This is a genomic window from Paenibacillus sp. 01T431 (genome assembly GCF_056398625.1).
On sequence record NZ_JBFTPT010000012.1, the window covers coordinates 264615 to 283560 of the forward strand.

20 protein-coding genes are annotated in these 18946 nt (G+C 41.3%); 14 read left to right on the forward strand and 6 right to left on the reverse strand.

Annotated elements, in window-relative coordinates; genetic code table 11:
• Positions 1-182: 182 nt before the first annotated feature.
• The gene (locus AC1DM9_RS22310) at positions 183-1070 is read right to left on the reverse strand and encodes a LysR family transcriptional regulator (RefSeq protein WP_477551552.1); all 888 of its coding nucleotides are present in this window, start codon (positions 1068-1070) and stop codon (positions 183-185) included.
• A 109-nt stretch (positions 1071-1179) separates the two neighbouring features.
• Here AC1DM9_RS22310 and AC1DM9_RS22315 point away from each other — a divergent pair, with 109 nt between their 5' ends.
• The 7 genes from AC1DM9_RS22315 (at position 1180) to AC1DM9_RS22345 (ending at position 7712) form a co-directional block, all read left to right on the forward strand.
• On the forward strand, positions 1180-1578 hold the full coding sequence (locus AC1DM9_RS22315) for a tautomerase family protein (RefSeq protein WP_477509179.1): 399 nt from the start codon (positions 1180-1182) through the stop codon (positions 1576-1578).
• A 14-nt stretch (positions 1579-1592) separates the two neighbouring features.
• Positions 1593-1922 (forward strand): carboxymuconolactone decarboxylase family protein, encoded by a 330-nt coding sequence (locus AC1DM9_RS22320; RefSeq protein WP_477582280.1) that lies wholly within the window; start codon positions 1593-1595, stop codon positions 1920-1922.
• A gap of 122 nt (positions 1923-2044) precedes the next feature.
• Positions 2045-2188, forward strand: a complete 144-nt coding sequence (locus AC1DM9_RS22325; protein ID WP_477509177.1) for a hypothetical protein — start codon at positions 2045-2047, stop codon at positions 2186-2188.
• A gap of 564 nt (positions 2189-2752) precedes the next feature.
• Complete coding sequence (locus AC1DM9_RS22330) at positions 2753-3559, forward strand: acyltransferase domain-containing protein (RefSeq protein WP_477551553.1); 807 nt, start codon at positions 2753-2755, stop codon at positions 3557-3559.
• 159 nt (positions 3560-3718) lie between these two features.
• On the forward strand, positions 3719-4525 hold the full coding sequence (locus AC1DM9_RS22335) for a helix-turn-helix transcriptional regulator (RefSeq protein WP_477509175.1): 807 nt from the start codon (positions 3719-3721) through the stop codon (positions 4523-4525).
• Between the two features lie 82 nt (positions 4526-4607).
• Positions 4608-5576: a proline dehydrogenase family protein gene (locus tag AC1DM9_RS22340; protein WP_477582282.1), complete on the forward strand. Its 969-nt coding sequence runs from the start codon at positions 4608-4610 to the stop codon at positions 5574-5576.
• 264 nt (positions 5577-5840) lie between these two features.
• A complete protein-coding gene (locus AC1DM9_RS22345) occupies positions 5841-7712 on the forward strand; it encodes a flagellin N-terminal helical domain-containing protein (RefSeq protein ID WP_477582284.1) in 1872 nt (623 codons plus the stop codon).
• A 107-nt stretch (positions 7713-7819) separates the two neighbouring features.
• On the opposite strand, the gene AC1DM9_RS22350 is transcribed toward AC1DM9_RS22345, so the two are convergent.
• Together AC1DM9_RS22350 and AC1DM9_RS22355 are read right to left on the reverse strand one after the other, a co-directional pair.
• Positions 7820-8038, reverse strand: coding sequence for a response regulator transcription factor (locus AC1DM9_RS22350; protein ID WP_441879524.1), 219 nt, complete (start codon positions 8036-8038; stop codon positions 7820-7822).
• A 110-nt stretch (positions 8039-8148) separates the two neighbouring features.
• A complete protein-coding gene (locus AC1DM9_RS22355) occupies positions 8149-8322 on the reverse strand; it encodes a hypothetical protein (protein WP_477582286.1) in 174 nt (57 codons plus the stop codon).
• Between the two features lie 165 nt (positions 8323-8487).
• On the opposite strand from AC1DM9_RS22355, the gene AC1DM9_RS22360 reads away from it, so the two are divergent.
• Positions 8488-9660, forward strand: coding sequence for a sensor histidine kinase (locus AC1DM9_RS22360; RefSeq protein ID WP_477509172.1), 1173 nt, complete (start codon positions 8488-8490; stop codon positions 9658-9660).
• A complete protein-coding gene (locus AC1DM9_RS22365; protein ID WP_477509171.1) occupies positions 9653-10363 on the forward strand; it encodes a response regulator transcription factor in 711 nt (236 codons plus the stop codon). The genes AC1DM9_RS22360 and AC1DM9_RS22365 overlap by 8 nt, the downstream gene beginning before the upstream one ends.
• A gap of 96 nt (positions 10364-10459) precedes the next feature.
• Here AC1DM9_RS22365 and AC1DM9_RS22370 read toward each other — a convergent pair whose 3' ends face one another.
• Entirely contained in the window at positions 10460-10786 is a 327-nt protein-coding gene (locus AC1DM9_RS22370; RefSeq protein ID WP_339208191.1) for an antibiotic biosynthesis monooxygenase family protein, read from the reverse strand.
• A gap of 299 nt (positions 10787-11085) precedes the next feature.
• Between AC1DM9_RS22370 and AC1DM9_RS22375 the strand changes: the two genes are divergently transcribed.
• The gene (locus AC1DM9_RS22375) at positions 11086-12480 is read left to right on the forward strand and encodes an alanine/glycine:cation symporter family protein (RefSeq protein WP_477509170.1); all 1395 of its coding nucleotides are present in this window, start codon (positions 11086-11088) and stop codon (positions 12478-12480) included.
• A gap of 98 nt (positions 12481-12578) precedes the next feature.
• Here the strand turns inward: AC1DM9_RS22375 and AC1DM9_RS22380 are convergent, their stop codons facing one another.
• The gene (locus tag AC1DM9_RS22380) at positions 12579-13193 is read right to left on the reverse strand and encodes a methyltransferase domain-containing protein (RefSeq protein WP_441879514.1); all 615 of its coding nucleotides are present in this window, start codon (positions 13191-13193) and stop codon (positions 12579-12581) included.
• 269 nt (positions 13194-13462) lie between these two features.
• On the opposite strand from AC1DM9_RS22380, the gene AC1DM9_RS22385 reads away from it, so the two are divergent.
• The 3 genes from AC1DM9_RS22385 to glgD all read left to right on the forward strand — a co-directional run bounded on the left by AC1DM9_RS22385 (position 13463) and on the right by glgD (position 16960).
• Positions 13463-14278, forward strand: coding sequence for an alkaline phosphatase family protein (locus AC1DM9_RS22385; protein ID WP_477509168.1), 816 nt, complete (start codon positions 13463-13465; stop codon positions 14276-14278).
• Positions 14279-14687: 409 nt separating this feature from the next.
• Positions 14688-15836: a glucose-1-phosphate adenylyltransferase gene (locus AC1DM9_RS22390; RefSeq protein WP_477509167.1), complete on the forward strand. Its 1149-nt coding sequence runs from the start codon at positions 14688-14690 to the stop codon at positions 15834-15836.
• An 11-nt stretch (positions 15837-15847) separates the two neighbouring features.
• Positions 15848-16960 (forward strand): glucose-1-phosphate adenylyltransferase subunit GlgD, encoded by a 1113-nt coding sequence (glgD, locus tag AC1DM9_RS22395; RefSeq protein ID WP_477582291.1) that lies wholly within the window; start codon positions 15848-15850, stop codon positions 16958-16960.
• 54 nt (positions 16961-17014) lie between these two features.
• Here the strand turns inward: glgD and AC1DM9_RS22400 are convergent, their stop codons facing one another.
• Positions 17015-17953, reverse strand: a complete 939-nt coding sequence (locus AC1DM9_RS22400; protein ID WP_477582293.1) for an AraC family transcriptional regulator — start codon at positions 17951-17953, stop codon at positions 17015-17017.
• A gap of 195 nt (positions 17954-18148) precedes the next feature.
• Here AC1DM9_RS22400 and AC1DM9_RS22405 point away from each other — a divergent pair, with 195 nt between their 5' ends.
• Entirely contained in the window at positions 18149-18871 is a 723-nt protein-coding gene (locus tag AC1DM9_RS22405) for a ThuA domain-containing protein (RefSeq protein ID WP_477509165.1), read from the forward strand.
• Positions 18872-18946 lie beyond the last annotated feature (75 nt).

Genomic DNA, 18946 nt, shown 5'->3' on the forward strand with positions numbered 1-18946 from the left:
ACCACAAACCTAGCAGTTTCGCACACTGTAAGAACCTATGTGTGTTTAGCTCCATAACCCGCCTCGATTATACGTCAAAATTCACTTGCCCGCCATTTGCTTAAGTGAGCATCAACAGACCCAAAAGAGAAAGATGCCATCATAGCTTCTGGTTGACCTTATTTTTGGTGCTAAACGAAAGCTCAATACACTTCGTTTCGCTGCAGTTCCTCTTTTACATATTGCATGAAAAGATTTTTGGATGATGAATTATACTCCGTGTTACGTAATTGCAGCAAACCGACTGGAATGGTTGAATTCTTCAGTTCAACGTGAATTTTCACAACATTCGTGGGTAACGCTGTTGAATCTAGAACGGCTCCAACGGAAGGTATTCTCTGAACGAATGAAGGAATAGCCGAAATTTGATTCACCGTATATAGAAAAGGGGTTTCGGTGTAATGGGAATATTGCTTAGCTAACCGCAGATAATACAAGCAGGTATTTCCTCCAACGATCATTTGATAGTTAAGCAGTTCTTCAAAGGATATTATTCCGTTTCTTTCAGCCAAGGGATGGTTGTTCGCTACAATGAAGGAAATATTCTCGTTATATAGAGGCTCAAAACTAAATGAAGAAAAATCGGCAGGCTCTCCGCATATGGCAAAGTCCAGTTGGTTCTGGAGTACCGCTCGTGACAAGGAGTCGGTGTTCCCGCTGACAAAGTGACATGATACTTTTGGTTTAAGTTCCTGGAATTGCCGCAGTGAGCTTGGCAGCACATGCTCGAATATCGATGCTAGTCCTCCGACGCGCAGGGAGCCAATCTCCTCTCTTTGCAAAGCTTTTGCTTGCTCAGTTACATGGTTCCAGTGTTGAATGAGCTTGTCAATTTCCACGGCAAAAATTTGTCCAGAAGCGGTTAACTCTGCATCCCATCCTCGCTTAAATAGCTGGATGCCCAATTCCTTCTCCAGCCGCTGGACTTGATTAGTAATCGTAGACTGCGCGTAATTCAATTTTGCGGCCGCTTTGGTGAAGTTTCCTTCTTGAATAATGGTTCGAAACGTAATTAGTTCCTTTAAGTCCATAGCACATATCTCCATCGGTATAATTGAATTAAAATATCATTTTATTCAATTATACAAATAAATTAGCGGGGAGTAAAATTAAGTTATCCCATTGAAGGAGTGATATAAAATGCCATTCATCAGAGTAAGTTACATGGAAAACCAATATGGGAAAGAACAGCTACCCATCATAAGCCAGGCGATTATGAATGCACTAATTCAGCATTTTAACGTGCCGGAGAATGATTGCTTTCAAGTTTTCCATTCACACAAAGAAAGCGAGTTTTATTTTAGCCGGAATTACTTAAATATAGAGCGAAGTGACGGGCTGCTCTATATTCAAATTACGCTCAAATCCGGAAGAAGCACCGAGCAGAAAAAAAGCTTTTACGCAAAGTTAGCCGAACGATTATCAAATACGCTTAACATGAGGAAAGAAGACGTTTTCGTCGTACTGGTCGATACGGAATTCGAGGACTGGTCATTCGGTAACGGCGTAGCACAAATGATCGAACGTCCAGACAACTAAGGGGAGGCATAAGAATGAAGCATCAAAAAATCAAATCAACTGCCCGAGAATCGTTTGGGGATATTGCACCTGCTTTCGTGCGATATTCGGAAGAAGTACTCTTCGGTGACGTGTGGAGAAGAGAACAATTATCGCTTCGGGAACGCAGTCTCCTTACGATATCAGCGCTAGTCGCCGGTGGACTTACAGAACAGCTCTCTTATCATCTCCGCCTTGCAAAAGAGAACGGTCTGACCGAAGAAGAACTGATCGAAGCGTTGACCCATCTGGCGTTTTACGCTGGATGGCCGCGAGCTGTGTCGGCGATTCAAGTTGCGAAGGAAGTATTCGAGGTGAACATATAAAGATGGAACACGCCAATTCGGGCGTGTTTTTTGTGTATAAGGATGTCCATGGGTTCACTAGAATCATGATATACTAAAGCTTATGGAATAGTTAAGTTTAAGCCTAAGAGGAGGACACAAGCATGTCAACTGTGACCTTTTACCGCGAGGATTCGCTGCCTTTTTTGGAAGCAAAGCGATGTATGAGGAGCGATCTTGCCTATCAAAAGCATTTTCATATGGATGACCGGGTGTTAAATTTTGTGCAAGATGAGCAGACAACCTAACGGTAAGAGGTTTTATCTTGAGGTAGTTTAAGGCCAGCATGTGGTTAACTACCTTGTTATCCTGCACATATGCAGTAACTTATTCCTTATAAGCGTGTATACCTCACCTATCCTGTATATTTGCAATAAAATGTTGAAAACTTCAATGGTTAGCTAACTAATCGGTCTCTATGTTGTATGGTGTGCAACATAGACGCCTATCCGCATCGCATACAAGCCTCTACCCTGCATATATGCAGGATAGAAGCGATTGGTGAGCTTGAGTGTGAAGTATATTTGGTTCTACTTGCTGTATATACACATTAGCGAAAAGGGTCTGTTCTAAAGGTAGCTACAGCTACTTTCGGGATAGACCCTCTCTCTTTGACGATAACTATTGGCAGCGGTAGACTTTGAGAGGGGACAAATGGGTTGACAAGATAAAAGGAAAATTAATTGAATAGATCAAAACTTTACTCTTGATGAAAAAATATTCAAGGAGTACAATTTTTTCAATATAATCAGGGGAGATTGACTATAAATAAATCTTTTACCTGATTTGATGAAAAAAGAGGTGGAATTGTCTTGGACATAACAAAGTTTTGTGAGGGGATTAGGCTTAACGAGGCTGCTCGGCGGCAAGTATATGCGTATCCTATGAAGGAAGAGGAGTATAGTCAATATAAACAACATTTTCTTTCAGATCGATATTCATTTTTTGAAAAGGTAAAGCAAACAAAAGGTTATCGGAAATTGTTATTGTATTTATTTGTTAGATTTGCTGTAGATGCGTATGAGGAGTACCAGATACGAGGGATTAGTGATCAATATTATTATGATACCTTCTCTGATATTCAAATCTGGTGTTTAACCTGCAAGCGTGATTTCAATGAATACGGGATTGAAGAATACAATTGGCTGCAAGAGCATGTTCAGCTTCGTTTATTCCGATTGGGCAGATTGCAATTTCAGCCTTTTGCTATAGATCGTGATTTAGAGGTAGAAGGACAAAAAATATTTAAAAATCAAATTGTGCTTAATGTACATATTCCACAAGGCGAACCTCTTTCTCAACAGGGCGTAGAAGAGTCCTTTGAATTAGCCAGAGTTTTTTTTAGAGGAATATCTCCAGTGTACATTTGTCATTCGTGGCTGCTTTATCCGAATTTAAATAAGATTTTAAGTCATGGCTCCAATATATTGCAGTTTCAAAAGCATTTTTACATCTATGATATCGATGAGGCTTCAAGGGAAGCAGAGCAAAGAATATTCAACCGATTAAGTGCAAACCCATACAGTTATGACGAGGAAACAAGCTTACAGCGCAGTGCGAAAGCATTTCTAGTTGCTGGGAACAACCTAGGAAGCGGTTTTGGAATTAAGCTGGACTAAGAAAAATTCAATTGTGAAACTCCATCATTCGCTACTAAGAAGAACACGCCAATTCGGGCGTGTTTTTTTGTGTATATGGATGTCCATTGGTTAACTGGAATCATGATATACTAAAGCTTATGGAATAGTTAAGTTGAAGCCTAAGAGGAGGGCACAAGCATGTCAACTGTGACCTTTTACCGCGAGGATTCGCTGCCTTTTTTGGAAGCAAAACGATGTATGAGGAGCGATCTTGCTTATCAAAAGCATTTTCATGAGGAATATTCGATTGGACTTATAGATGAGGGTGAAACGAGCGCATGGTGCGATGGAACGCTGCTTCAAGTTGAAGCGGGAAGGGTCATTAGTTTTCCGCCGAAAATGATGCATGCTTGTCATCCTCTTGATGATATGGAGTGGCAGTACAAGATGCTTTTCATCAAGCCCGAATGGTTTCAAGGCCTTAATCATACAGAGCTTGGCCAGCTTGATATCCCGTACTTGCTGGAAGAGGGTAAAAATAATGTTTGTCGATTGCAAATAAACCGGACGATGGAGGCACTTATTAGCAAAGGTACTCCGCTTGAAATCGAAACGGCTTTAATTGAGCTGGTACAAGCACTCGTTAGTCAGAATACGGAAGATCTTGAACATGAATCACAGCGTAAACAGGATCAAAAGTACGTCAAACTGATAAAAGAGTATCTGCATGCGCATTATGACGAAAATGTTACGTTGGAACAGCTGGAGAATGAAGCGGGTATCAGCAGATTTCATCTTGTTCGTCTATTTAAGAAATGGAGCCATCTGCCTCCGCACGCTTATCAGATTTTGCTGAGAATCAATCATGCAAAGCTGGAATTGACCAAGCAGCGACCAATATCCGAAATTGCAGCAGAAGTGGGCTTTTATGACCAGAGTCACTTTTCGAAAGCATTTGTCAAAATCGTTGGGGCAACGCCGCAAAAATATGCTTTGTCTATTTGAAATGGAGCAATTTTATACAATACCGCTTCCTGCCTAGCTTGTAAACTTAGATTTACTTGAATAAAGGAGTGGTTGAACCATTATGCATTACAGATCAGACTTAGAAAAACAATTTACAGCAGCGCTCAAATCTATCGCTCGTCGTCCTGACCTAAAGTCATATGTGGAGCAAACGCCAGAGCTGAACCAAATGCTGCGACGTGCAGCTGCTCGGTATGTAACGGGTGAAGCAAGGCAAGATGGAGTTGAAGCAGCAAGCGAGCTTTCCTCCAAAGGATACGCGGTATCACTCGAGTATATCGGCGAGAATACAGCTGATGTCGCTGAATGTGAGGCAGCAGTTGCAGAAATGATGACGCTCATCCATGAAGCTCGGCAAAATGAGCTCTCCGCACGAGTATCATTTGATCTATCACATATCGGGCTCTCGCTGGATAAGGAGCTTGCTTATTCGAATCTTATGAATCTAGCTGAGCAGGCGCAGAAAGCTGGTGTTGAACTATTCATTAGTATGGAAGAGTCCTCGAAGACGGACAGAATACTGTCTATTTTTGAGCGAGCAGCTTCTATTTATCCGAATGTCGGCATTACGTTGCAGGCGCATTTGAAAAGAACACCGCAGGATTTGGCAGCTATATCCTCACCTAGCCGTATCCGCATCGTCAAAGGCGCGTATCAAGAATCCAGTGAATACTCGTTACCTCGTACTCCTGCGCTAAATGATCGTTATGTTGAACTTGTCGAGAGCGCGCTCCGCCAAGGACATCGTGTATCGATCGCTACCCATGATGAGTCTATTATTGAACAACTTCTTAATCAAGGAGTGGGATCAAGCTCTAATGCTGAGTTTGAAATGCTGTATGGCATTCGTCCAGATTTGAGCAGCAAGCTGAAAGCAGCAGGACATCCGATCAGGATTTATCTTACTTATGGACATGAATGGTATTTGTACTTGTGCCACCGCATTGCGGAGTACCCGCCGAATCTTTTTCAAGCTGTCATAGATACGGTAAGTCATGAGGGAGTCCAGCCTGTGCAGTCGTATGAGTGAAGGAGCTTAGTGGTGTGATGCTTTCGCGCGAGAGCAACTATGCTGAAGTACACTATAAAATAATCGTAAAACGCTTGAATTTTCGAGCGTTTTTTTGTTTTTTGCTTGTTTATAGAAAAATGAGCACCTAAGGAAATTTATTTTAATGTTTGGGAGGTTTTGGGTACATTGGTCTAGAATTGTAGATATAAGTAGTTCCGAAGTCTGTGTTTTAACTGTAAACTAATTAAACTTTCGCTTGATAAACGAACTGGAGAAGCCATAATGATAATTAATAATAACCCATCTGCTATTAACGCTCATAATAGTTTAAAGAAAAATAATATCCAAACGTCTAAAGCATCGGAAAAGCTGTCTTCGGGTCTACGCATTAATCGAGCAGCTGATGATGCAGCAGGACTAGCCATTTCAGAGAAGATGAGAGCTCAAATCAGAGGGTTAGATCAAGCACATAAAAACGTACAAAATGGGATATCACTTATTCAGACTGCTGAAAGCGGATACCAGGAAATAACGGATATTATTCAACGACAAAGAGAATTGATTATTCAAGGTATGAATGATACGAATACGTTTGAAGACAAGCAGAAAATTGACCAAGAAATTCAACAGCTTAAAGAAGAAATAAATAAAATTGCTACCCAAACGGAATTCAATACAATTAATCTTTTGGGACGAGATGACTATCAAATATTAGCCGACCGTTCAAGTCATACGATTAAAGTAAATACATCTGGACCGTTTCCTCCAACGACTATAATTAATGAAAGGACAACATCCTTTTTTCCAATTGGTATGACTGAAGTTCCCGTAACCGCTCAATCTTCGAATACGAATACAACAATCGGTAACGTTAATAATTTTAACGCTTCAGTCACGCCTATTACTTCACCTGATGGACGTGAGGGGTATAACAATTATGAAAAAAATGAACATATCCATACAGAGACAACAACTACAGGTACCTATTATTATGGAAGAGAACTAGTCAGCGATCCTAGATATAAAGAGCTTGATATTAAGCATCTTTCCATTAACAATGTGTTTTTTCAGACTGAGCTTATTCCAAGTGGAACGACAGCTGGACAGTACCCTGATTTTGGTGGATTTGAAGATCGTTTCATAACTGTGGAAATAGACGGTATCTCACATACCCTTGATAACTTTACTTTAACGAGTTCGACTATAACTTCGAGCGCGATTACAGCTGTTTATGAAAAAGATGGTATTGAAATCGAAAAGATTATGTCGACGGACGGGTCGGCTTTTAAAGCAGAGTTTAAAATTAAAAATAATTCCGGTGTAGATGATAAACAAATCAAATTTAGTGCTGGTTTTAAGCCGGAATACGACGGATCATATAATATTTCGTCCTCCAGCGGAGTTCCCACAGGCGTTACTGCTAATCAAACGGAAATACCGAGTTCAGGGACTGTGTTTGAACTATCAAATGATCTTGTGAATTACGATTTTTCATTCCTGAATGGCGGAAGCTACGTTAAGCCTAATACATTAACAACGGGAAGCGATATTTTGCAATCGGATAACTTAGGTCCCAATTTCATCACTCCGACATGGGGAACGACGGATCTTGATGATGGCGCTGTTTTAGAATTTGGCATTGTGCTAAATCATTTTAATTTTAAGAAAGATGTTTACCTCGTAACGAATAAAACGACAAGTCAAATTGATTCAATTATTGAAACGGTTACTACGGACATAAAGGATGTTGACTATATTCCGCCTCGACTTGATATTCAAATCGGGGCAAACGAAAATCAATCGATAATTATTCCCCTTTTCAGTGTGAAGCTGGAAGGATTGGGTATTGCCAATATGTCTATTTTACCGCCGGCCATACCTAGTGAATCGCTAGCTCAAGCAGATCATGCCATAACAAGAGTTACAAACTATAGAACGATTTATGGAGCATTGCAAAATCGATTAGAACACACAGCGAACAACTTAGGAAATTATGCCGAAAATTTAACCGCAGCAGAATCACGAATACGTGATGCTGATATGGCAAAAGAAATGATGGATTTAACCAAATCGCGTATTCTGAATCAAACGGCACAAGCTATGCTCGCTCAGGCTAATCAAAATCCACAGGCTATTTTACATTTGTTCCAGTAACATGAAACCTACCTTTATGGTAGGTTTTTCATGTTGTTAGGGCATCTACATTTTCGCTATTGGTTGTGGATTGGTTAAATGGCTGCCGTATGGCAGGAGGATTGCTTTTAAGAGGATAAGGCATGGAAGAGCAGCAGTGAAAATAGTTTACGCATGGATCGAGCGCCAATTTTGTTCATTAGATTTGATAGATGATTTTTGACCGTCTTTTCACTGATCACGCATTTTTCGGAGATCTCGCGATTAGTAAAACCATATACAACGGAAAGGATGAGAATTTCTGATTCGCGCTGTGTAAGGCGATAACGAGTTGCAAAACTTTGCATAACAAAATCTAATCTTCGAATTAGAAAATCGTTAACATCTTCATTTTCTATATCGTAATTATTATTAAATATCGCTTCATGTGACGGTTTCTTAATTTCATAGGAGAGTTTCACTGTTTATACTTACCTTCTAGTATTAAGCGGATTGAGAAAAACACACTTAAAATGAGAAGCAAACAACCGATTGCGTTCCATACTATCACAAGCATTTCTACAAGTCTCCCTTGAACTTTTTTACTCTCACCTGCAGAAAAAAACATTGCTAATCCTAATTGTTTATCCAACTTTTCTCATTATAGATAATACGAAAGGCTTATTCTAGATGAAGAAGATCATTAGAAAATCGCTTTTTCGTCATTTTTCGACTGCTTTTACCTCGAACATATGACTTAAGTCATGTTTATGATAAAATAAATGGTAAATCTATCATCCCACTCGGGGGCATTACTATGGATGTACAATTAAATAACAAAATGACTCACATCTTGTTCATCATTGTAATAGGAGCGACGATTTGCTTATTGTTTCATACGAGCAAGCTATCTGCTTTGCTTTTATTGCTGGTATGTACGTATATAGCAATCGTCTTCATTCGAAATTACATCCTAAAGATTAACCTAGAAGGATGGATAGGCATATTGAGCTTATCTATTCAATTAATCTTGGCATCTGTTATATCAATAGGGTCGGACAGCTTTTTTGCACAAATTTATATTTTAATTCTCGTTGGAGAATTTAGCTTTTATCACAGCAGAAAACTGTCCATTATCTTTACTACGTTGAGCTATGCTAGTTTTGTACTAGGACTTTTGGTTTATCGCCAATTCCCGCCCTTTAAAGAAATAGCTTATATGTTGCCTCGAATCATCGACTACTTTGCAATTTTTGGGATAAGCCTCCTTGCAAAAATTGCTTTTCAGCAAAAGAATCAGCTGGCCAAAGACAATGAACAGCTGCGAATCGCATCCATTGAGTTAGCAAAGAAAACACAATTACAAGAGCGGACTAGAATATCCCGTGAAATTCATGATTCCGTTGGACACACGTTGACATCAGCGTTAGCCGGCCTGCAAACAGCAGTACATGCGATTGAGAAAAACAATTATGCGATTGCAAAAGATATGATCAATAGAACGAAAGAATATATTCATAATGGTTTGGATGATGTGCGAAGCTCAGTACAGCTGCTGCATGAAAATGTTCTAGATCAACCTTTTATACCTGAGCTTATTAAGCTGATCGATGAAACGAAGAGACAAACTCAGGTGGAAATTACATGCGAGATTGATGCCGCATTGCCTGAACTGCTGCCAATAGTCGAAATAACGATTTATCGGGCATTGCAAGAAGGCCTTACTAATGGTATTCGGCATGGTTGCAGTACCCATTTTGAGTTTTCGCTAACTCATCGTGATGGGCAGATCCGGTTTATTTTATCCAATAACGGAAAAGTTCCATCGCAATTTGTTCATGGTTTTGGTTTGAAAGCGATGAATGAGCGAGTGAAGGAAATTGGCGGAGAACTAACGATTTTGAACGAGCGTGCTGCCGATGGTGTAGCACTAGACATAAGCATACCTATTCAGACGAAAACGATAGAGCGGAGGGAGCAAATTGTCTAAAAGAACGATTGTGATAGCAGACGATCAGCCCTTAATTCGCGATGGTTTGGCAGCTATTTTAAGTATGGAGGAAGAATATTTAGTTGCAGCTACAACGGGTGATGGGTTGGCAACGATAGCGCAAGTACGATTGCACCGTCCTGAGCTGGTTTTGATGGACATCCATATGCCGAAGTTAGATGGTTTGGAAGCTACAAAACGAATCAAAACGGAATTTCCGGATACCAAAGTGCTCGTTCTTACAACATTCGAGGATGAAGAATACATATGGGAAGCGATACGGCATGGAGCTAACGGCTTTTTAGTTAAAGGGGTTGAGACTAAGAAGCTTCTCTCTACGATTCAGGATTGTTTAGAGGGGAGAATCAATTATCCCAGTCGTATTCAGAAACGTCTTGTACAGGCTCTTAACTTTCCAGAACAGCATGAACAAGGATCACCCAAACAAATTTCCGAGCCTTATTCAATCGAGCAGACTGATGACATGCTGAATGGTTTGTCCGCACAGGAACGAAATATTGTAATGCAATTGAAACAAGGGAAGTCGAATCAAGCTATCGCTTCTGAATTGTTTTTAACGACGGGTACAGTAAAAAATTATTTGAGTGCGATTTATAAAAAACTGAAGGTTTCGAGCCGAACGGAAGCAATCGCATATCTTCATCATTCTTCGGGAACATCATCACCCCCGAGTTCTACGTAGTCGATTGCCGAAAAAGCTGATTTTGGGATAGCCCGAAGTCAGCTTTTTTGCGTAGTCGTACGATGTATTTTATGATGCGGCGCCATGCTTATTTGTTTAGTTTTTTTCGAAACCATAATCCCGTTCGACCTTGCAAACTCTTGTTTTGTAACTGCTATACCATTCCGCTATTCCTTGTTGTTGTGCGACCAAATGCCGTTCATTTTGTTTCCATTTTTGTATCGCTTCAAGGGATTCCCAATAAGACACGGTAATGCCTAGTCCTTCTCTCGCACTTTCTACACCAAGATACCCCGGTTGAACGGAAGCAAGCTTCACCATTTCATCCGCCATTTCCTTGTATTGGTTCTCAATTGCTGTTCGTTCTGATGTAAATATGACAGCATAATAAGGCGGTTGTGGCGTTTTAGCAATTTCACTCATGATTTGCCTCCTTGAATTTGTACATATAAAGTTTAAAGAAAATAATTATACAGTTGTTCTTATCGAAAATAAACAACAGGATGAGCAGAAACCAATATGTGTATTTTGAAAAACATAACGTTTGTGCTATCATAGTTTCTTCCGAATATTAGATTGATGGTAGCAAAAGATTACATATTCCTACACAAATGAGTATTCGAGCAATCACATCAATAGATGAAATTATATTGTTATTAATTCCTTGCCTTGGGAAGTATAACTATGAATGGATTCTTAGAACGACATCGAGAGGGAAACAAATGGAGCAAATGATTCAAGATTTAATTGGTATTGTGAATGATTTTTTATGGTCGAAGCTGTTGATTGTTATGCTTATTGCAATTGGCCTTTACTTCACCCTGCGGTCAAATGTACTGCAATTGCGTATGTTAAAGGAAATGTTCCGTCTGCTGTTTGAGTCCACAAGCGGTCCGCGCGGCAGCATTTCACCATTTCAGGCGTTTTGCATTAGTATGGCAGCTCGTGTAGGAACAGGGAATATTACCGGAATCGCTATCGCGATCGCGTTAGGTGGACCAGGGGCTGTGTTCTGGATGTGGATCATCGCGATTATTGGTTCAGCCTCAAGCTTCGTAGAAAGTACGCTTGCTCAGGTTTACAAGATTAAGGACGGAGAGAGCTTCCGCGGAGGCCCAGCTTATTATATGCAAGCGGGTTTAAAGAAGCGGTGGATGGGCGCCTTATTTGCGATCTTAATTACGTTGTCCTTCGGGCTCGTATTTAATGCTGTGCAGTCGAACACGATTACGATTGCTTTTGAGAACTCTTTTGGCACCAATCGACTGGCAGTGGGATTGATTATGACAGCGATATTTGCTGTTATCATTATTGGCGGTGTTAAGCGGATCGCCAAGCTATCCGAATATATTGTGGTTGTGCTGGCGGTTTTGTATATTGGGGTAGCTCTTACGATTGTTGTGATAAATATTACAGATATGCCGGCAGTGCTTGCTTTAATTGTAAAAAATGCGTTCGGAATAGAACAAGTAGCCGGCGGCTCACTTGGCGCAGCGCTTATGCATGGCGTAAAACGCGGTTTATTTTCTAACGAAGCAGGGATGGGCAGTGCACCCAATGCTGCAGCTACCGCAACGACCAGCCATCCGGCGAAGCAAGGCTTGATCCAAGCGCTTGGTGTTCTGTTTGACACCTTAGTCATTTGTACGAGTACAGCATTTATTATTTTGCTGTCAGGCGTATATGAACAGCAGGGACTAGGCGGAATTGAACTCACGCAAGCAGCTCTGAGCGTACATATGGGTTCATGGGCATCGGGATTCCTAGCCATCATGGTTTTTCTGTTCGCGTTCAGCACATTGATGGGCAATTATTATTATGGGGAAACGAATATTGAGTTTCTCAACACTAGTAAAGTCTGGTTATGGCTATACCGTATTTGTGTGCTGGCGATGGTCATTTTCGGGTCGGTTGCCAAAGTGCAGCTTGTCTGGGATTTAGCAGATTTGTTCATGGGACTGATGGTGGTGGTCAATCTCATCGCCATTACTCTTTTATCACGAATCGCCTTTGATGTGCTGCGGAACTATATGCAGCAGAAGAAGGCAGGGCGTGATCCGCAATTTGTGAAGAGCAGCGTCAAAGGTTTGGAAGACGTGGAATGCTGGGATGACTGAGAACCGCATTATGCACAAAGATAAATAAAAGGAGTGTCCTACAGGTCAGAAGTAATGACTTGTAGGGCACTCCTTTTTGTATTTATGGTCATCATCAATCACTTTTCTCTTTGCAATATGATGAAGCTCGCAGATGATAGATGCTTATGTTTTTGTTCGATAATACGCTCAACTTTGTAGTTGCTATAGGCTTTCAAATGATTTAAAATATCCCGATCTCGAATCGTCGGCACGACGTTTGGCTCGTCGGCGCTAGTAATTCGCGTATATAAAATGACATACTCCGCCTCGCATGAGAAAATGTCGTTCAACGTTTTGTTGAAATCATGGTCATCCGTAATATGGTAAAGAACGTCTAAACAAACGACGAGCTCGCATGTTAGATAACCATGGTTAACGAAGTGTCGAGGGTTGTAGGCGAGAAAGCTTTTGGAGCGATCACCGGCAAATCTTTGCGCGCATATATCGATGGAGGAATTGGCTACGTCCAAACCTAAATACTGTTCATAGCTCATTAATGATATTTGGTTTCCATCCCCGCATCCGAATTCGATTACCTTTTGAATCCCGTGTTCGCTTATAAAAGAATTAATTACCTCCGCTTTAAAGTCCGCCAGCACACCGTAAGAGCCGCTGCCTGATGTGCCGCCTTGGGAGTAATTGTTGTCCCAATACGTCTTATAGTCAAATGGCGTCTTTTGTTCTTCGGTCATGTTGATCATTAGCCTCCTTTTATTTCATCCATTTCCTTGGCATCCACCATTATATGTATAACAGCTTTTAAGTGAACCGAAGCAAAGTCCTTATAATAGAAAACAACAAAATATTCAAAAAATAATAAAGCAAAAACTAAAAATGTGTTTTTAGTTGTTATTAGTTGTTTTTATGTTGACTTTGTAAAGGTAGGTGAGTATGATAAACATGGAAATCATGAGTCGGATTGGGGTAGCACTTATTTCATATAGAAGAGGAGAAATGATGAATGGAGAAAATAGCACGGGTGTTCATTATAGGTTGGGATGGAGCAGGGAATTTTGTGAAAGATGCGCATACACCTAATTTGGATCGATTAATTCGTACAGGTACGTTCACATTTGACGCTCAAACGGTCTCACCAACGATTAGTGCGCAATGCTGGGGATCGCTTCTTCACGGAGTAGGTCCTGAAAAACATGGTCTTACGAATGATATCGCCAGTGAACATACGTTTCCCGAGCAATCGCAATATCCTTCCATTTTTCGGATCGTTCGGGATAACATGCCAGATGCCAAAATGGCGGCGTTCAGCGTCTGGAATCCAATTAACGATGGCATTATCGAATCGACGATTGGTGTGCATAAAGTATCGATGAATGACCGTGAGCTTTCGCTTGCGGCTGCTGAATATATTAAGGGGAATCCCGATGTGTTGCTGATGTTTATCGGCTTAGACTTGCCCGATGGAGCGGGGCACCAGCATGGATTCAATACACCTGAACAGCTGCTTGCCATAGAAGAGACGGATGAAAGTACAGGAATCATATTACAAGCCATTGAAGAGACGGGACTTCTGAAAGACAGCTTGATTATTGTCGTTTCCGATCATGGGGGCGGCGGAGAGCAGGCTTATCAGCATGGCAGCGATCACCCACTGGACAAAACGATCTTCTGGGGCTGCACTGGCCCTGGAATTAAACATAATGCCACGCTTCAAGGTGAGCTAATGATTACAGATACGGCGGCAGTTGTTCTCCACGCACTAGGGCTCAATGCAAGAAGCTGGGAGGCCAAGCTGCCTGAAGGCCTTTTTAATCCTTGATCTTTTTTATTCAAAAGCTATGCCTACCCAAAAAACAGCGCGTCCTTAACTAAGGAACGAGCTGTTTTTTTGGGGATATAGACAAATCATTACTAAATTCGTGATAAAAGATGAGCTATTTTCGCTAATATAGGTGGCTTTGTGAGTGAATCTGACAACATTAACAGGAGCATATTTTACGCACTTAAACACTGCGAAAATTGCAAAAATAAGTCATTTAAAATAATAATTAACTGCTGTTGACTTCCTTCTAACGAGGAGGTAATATAATTTTTACAACATTGTATACGCTTACATTTTAAATAAATTTTTGAATACATATAGTAAGGAGGAGGTGTGTTTATAATTATCAGAAAATTCAAACAACATTTTGGAGTATCTAATTTTTTTACGATGGGGAGTGAGCCGAATGCAAAAAAAAGAATGTGTAGCGATGCTGCTTGCAGGCGGTGAAGGAAAAAGATTAAGCCATCTCACGTCTAAGCTAGCAAAGCCAGCTGTGCCTTTCGGCGGCAAATATCGGATCATCGATTTCACGTTAAGCAATTGCAGCAACTCAGGTATTCATACGGTTGGGGTACTGACTCAGTATCAACCGATGGTACTGAACGCTTACATAGGAATAGGCAGCTCATGGGATTTGGATCGAAAAAATGGCGGGGTTACCGTGCTTCCTCCATTTATGGAGCAACGAGGCGGGAGCTGGTATAAAGGGACGGCGCATGCGATCTATCAAAATATTCATTATCTCGAACAATATGATCCTGAATATGTTTTAGTTATTTCCGGTGATCACGTATACAAAATGGATTACTCCCTCATGCTCGAGCAGCACAAGGCAAGGAAAGCGGATGCTACGATCGCCGTAATTGAAGTCCCATTACATGAAGCAAGCCGATTCGGCATTATGGATGTGGATCATGAAGACCGAATTATTGAATTTGAGGAAAAGCCGAAGCTGCCCAAAAATAATCTCGCCTCCATGGGCATATATATTTTTACTTGGGATGTATTAAAAAAGAAATTAATTGCAGATGCGCAGGACCCTGAATCAAGCAATGACTTTGGCAAAGACATTATTCCATCGATGCTCTACAGCAGCCATTCTATTTTTGCCTATCGTTTTAGCGGCTATTGGAAGGATGTTGGCACCGTTGAAAGTCTATGGGAAGCACATATGGACCTTCTTCTTGAAAATCCGCCGTTTACGCTTCATGACGCGAAGTGGCGAATTTACGCTAAAAACCCTAACAAGCCTCCTCATCATATCGCATCTACCGGCAAAGTGACAGGCTCCTTAGTGAATGAAGGATGTATGGTTTTTGGGGAAGTGGATCATTCCGTACTCTTTTACGGTGTTCATGTTGGGGAAGGCAGCCTCATCAAAGACTCGGTTATTATGCCGGACGCAAAGATTGGGAACAATGTCACGATTCATAAAGCGATCATCGGCTCAGGCACTGTCATTCAAGATGGCGCGATTGTAGGCAGTGCGGGTGATGCGGCTGAAATTACTCTAATCGGTGAAAACATGGTCATTTCTTCTCAATTGATATAGGAGTGAATGCGATGAATAATGTTCTAGGCGTCATCAATCTCAGCATTAACCAGCCGCTCCTGCATGAACTGACCTACTCAAGAGCGACTGCGACGGTACCTTTCGGCGGCAGATATCGATTGATTGATTTTGTATTATCGAATATGGTGAATTCCGGAATTAACAATGTGGCAGTACTCGCTCATAACAATTATCGTTCCATCATTGACCATTTGGGTTCGGGGAAAGAGTGGGATTTGGATCGGAAATACCGAGGATTGTTTATTTTGCCCCCTAACAATAGCAATGTTCCCGGCTTTAACGGCGATTTGCAAAATTTTTACGGTTCTCTCGAATATTTTGCCCGCAGCACGGAGGAGTACGTCATCGTTTCAAGCAGTCATATGATTTGCAATATCAACTATACGGAAGCTGTAGAGAATCATAAGCGCACAAATGCAGATATTACCGTCATCTACAAGGAAATGGACGTTGATCGTGACGATTTCTCTAACCTCATTACGCTTGACTTGGCTCGGGATGGGCGAGTCGTACGTATGACAGAAAATCGCCAGAACAAGGAAAGCAACAAAGCCTATATGCGGATGATCATCATTAAGAAAGAGCTGCTTATTAATTTGGTCAAAAAAAGCGTGAATCAAAACTACTATGACCTTGTCCGGCATGTCATTATTCGAAATCTGAACGAGCTAAAAGTGTATGGCTACGAATATAAAGGATATTTGGCCGTCATCAACTCCGTTCAAAATTATTTTAAGCACAGCAAAGAGCTGTTGAATCCTGAGGTATGGAAATCTTTATTTTACGAGCCAGGTGTTATTTACACGAAAATCAAGGATGAACCGCCTGCAAGATATGCGAGTAGTGCCATCGTTAAAAATTCACAGGTGGCTAACGGTTGTATCATTGAGGGAACTGTGGAAAACAGTATCTTATTCCGAGGAGTTCGAATCGGGAAAGGGGCCGTTGTTCGAAACAGTATCGTAATGCAGAAATGTGTGATTGATGAGGATTCTAGCCTTGATCACGTTATTCTCGATAAAGAGGTACATGTCACGCGGGGAAATAAGCTGGCAGGAGAGGAACTGTCACCTACCGTTTTCTCAAAGAAAAGCATAATATAAAAGCAGCGACCGCTTCTCGTTTTTTACGGGAGAGCGGTCGTTTTGTATTTTAACTTACTTCATGCCTTCCATCGCAACTCTGGATTCGCTGCGCATGCGCAGCTTGTATTCTCGTGGTGAGCACTGATTTTGCCGTTTAAAGAGCTTATAGAACTGGGCCATGTTCGTAATGCCGACCTCGTAGCTGACATCCATGATGCTTAGCTCACTCGTCAGCAGCAGCAGCTCGGATCGTTTAATTCGTTTATAGTTGACGTATTCAACGAAAGAGACGCCCATCGTTTTTTTGAAATATTTAATGAAGTAGTGGTAGCTCAAATTAAGCAAAGAACTAGCATCCTCTACGGACAGCTTGCTGCTTAAATGGGTGTCCACATAATCGAGAACGGGTCGTAATCGATTTAGTTCAATTTCCTCTGTATCGTTCAGCAGGTTTCGGCTGTCGCTTCTAAGCAGCAGAAGCAGCAATCGCTTTATAATTGAGCTGATAGCAATCTCGTAGCCTCTCATCCTCGTTTGCGACTCTTTGAATATTTCCAAAATGAAGGCATGGGTTTCTTGCTTGGCTGTTTCGTTCATGTCAAAAATATAATTAAGCTTATCTAGCGGCTCTGTCAGCTCGGAGAAGCAATTCAAATAAGGCATCGTACTCTGGTCAAAATGTTTGCCCAAATCTATCTGAAATACAACATAGTGCTGTACTTCCGAAAGTGGTTTGTGGGAGCGATGCGGCTGGGAGGCGCCTAGCACCATAACATCGCCTGGTCCGAGGACGGCATAGCCGTGCTTGCTTTGCACACCTAAGTGACCTTCAATAATAGCGAGGAATTCTACTTCTTTATGATAGTGCCATGGATGTTTCTCAAGCGTGCTGAAATAGTCAGCTTCGGAGTAAATCTCCCAAATTTTAAGAAACAATAGCGGATTTTGATAAATGACTTCTTCATTGATCGCTTCGGAATGCGTATCAATGGCGGTTTTTATGATAGGCATGGGCATGACCTCCATTTTGAAGTATACCACTTTTGGAAATGTTGAATCAATAAACGCGTCATTATTAGCTGTCTTTTCAGCTCATTTGAAAAAGGAAGACACTTTTGAATATAAAATCAGCATGTTTAAGTATTACGTAAACGGCGCGAATTTTTTATACTGAGATTAACTGAATGAATAAGGAGTGTTCATATAATGGCAAAGGTAACGGTATGGAATGAAAATCGTCATGAGCAATTAAATCCGGTTGTAGCTGGAATTTATCCTCAAGGTATTCACGGTGCGATTGCAGGATTTTTAACTGAAGCTGGCTACGATGCGGGAACGGCTACACTAGATGAGCCAGAGCATGGATTAACGGATGAGGTATTAAACAATACAGATGTACTCATTTGGTGGGGACATCTTGCGCATGGAGATGTAAAGGACGAAATCGTTCAAAAAGTACAGCAGCGCGTGCTGGATGGAATGGGCTTGATTGTTCTTCACTCCGGTCATTTCTCCAAGATTTTTAAAGTATTGATGGGTACAAGCTGTGACTTGAAATGGCGTGAAGCGGATGAGAAGGAACGCCTTTGGGTTGTAGCGCCAAGCCATCCGATTGCTGCAGGCCTTGGGGAGTATATCGAGCTGGAAAAAGAAGAAATGTACGGCGAGCATTTTGACATTCCTGCTCCAGACGAGCTTATTTTTACAAGCTGGTTTGAAGGCGGAGAAGTGTTCCGCAGCGGCTGTACGTTTACACGTGGAAACGGCAAAGTATTTTACTTTAGACCGGGACATGAAACCTATCCGACGTACCATAACAAAGACATTCAACGCGTCATTACGAATGCCGTGAAATGGGCACAGCCGGTAGACCGCAATCGCCCGGTTTATGGAAATGCACAGCCACTTGAAAAAATTTCGGTAAAATAAAGTTATAAAAAAAGTAATGTAACGCTTGGGAGTTGAATCCCAAGCGTTATTTTGTTTTGAGCACTATTTTGAAAC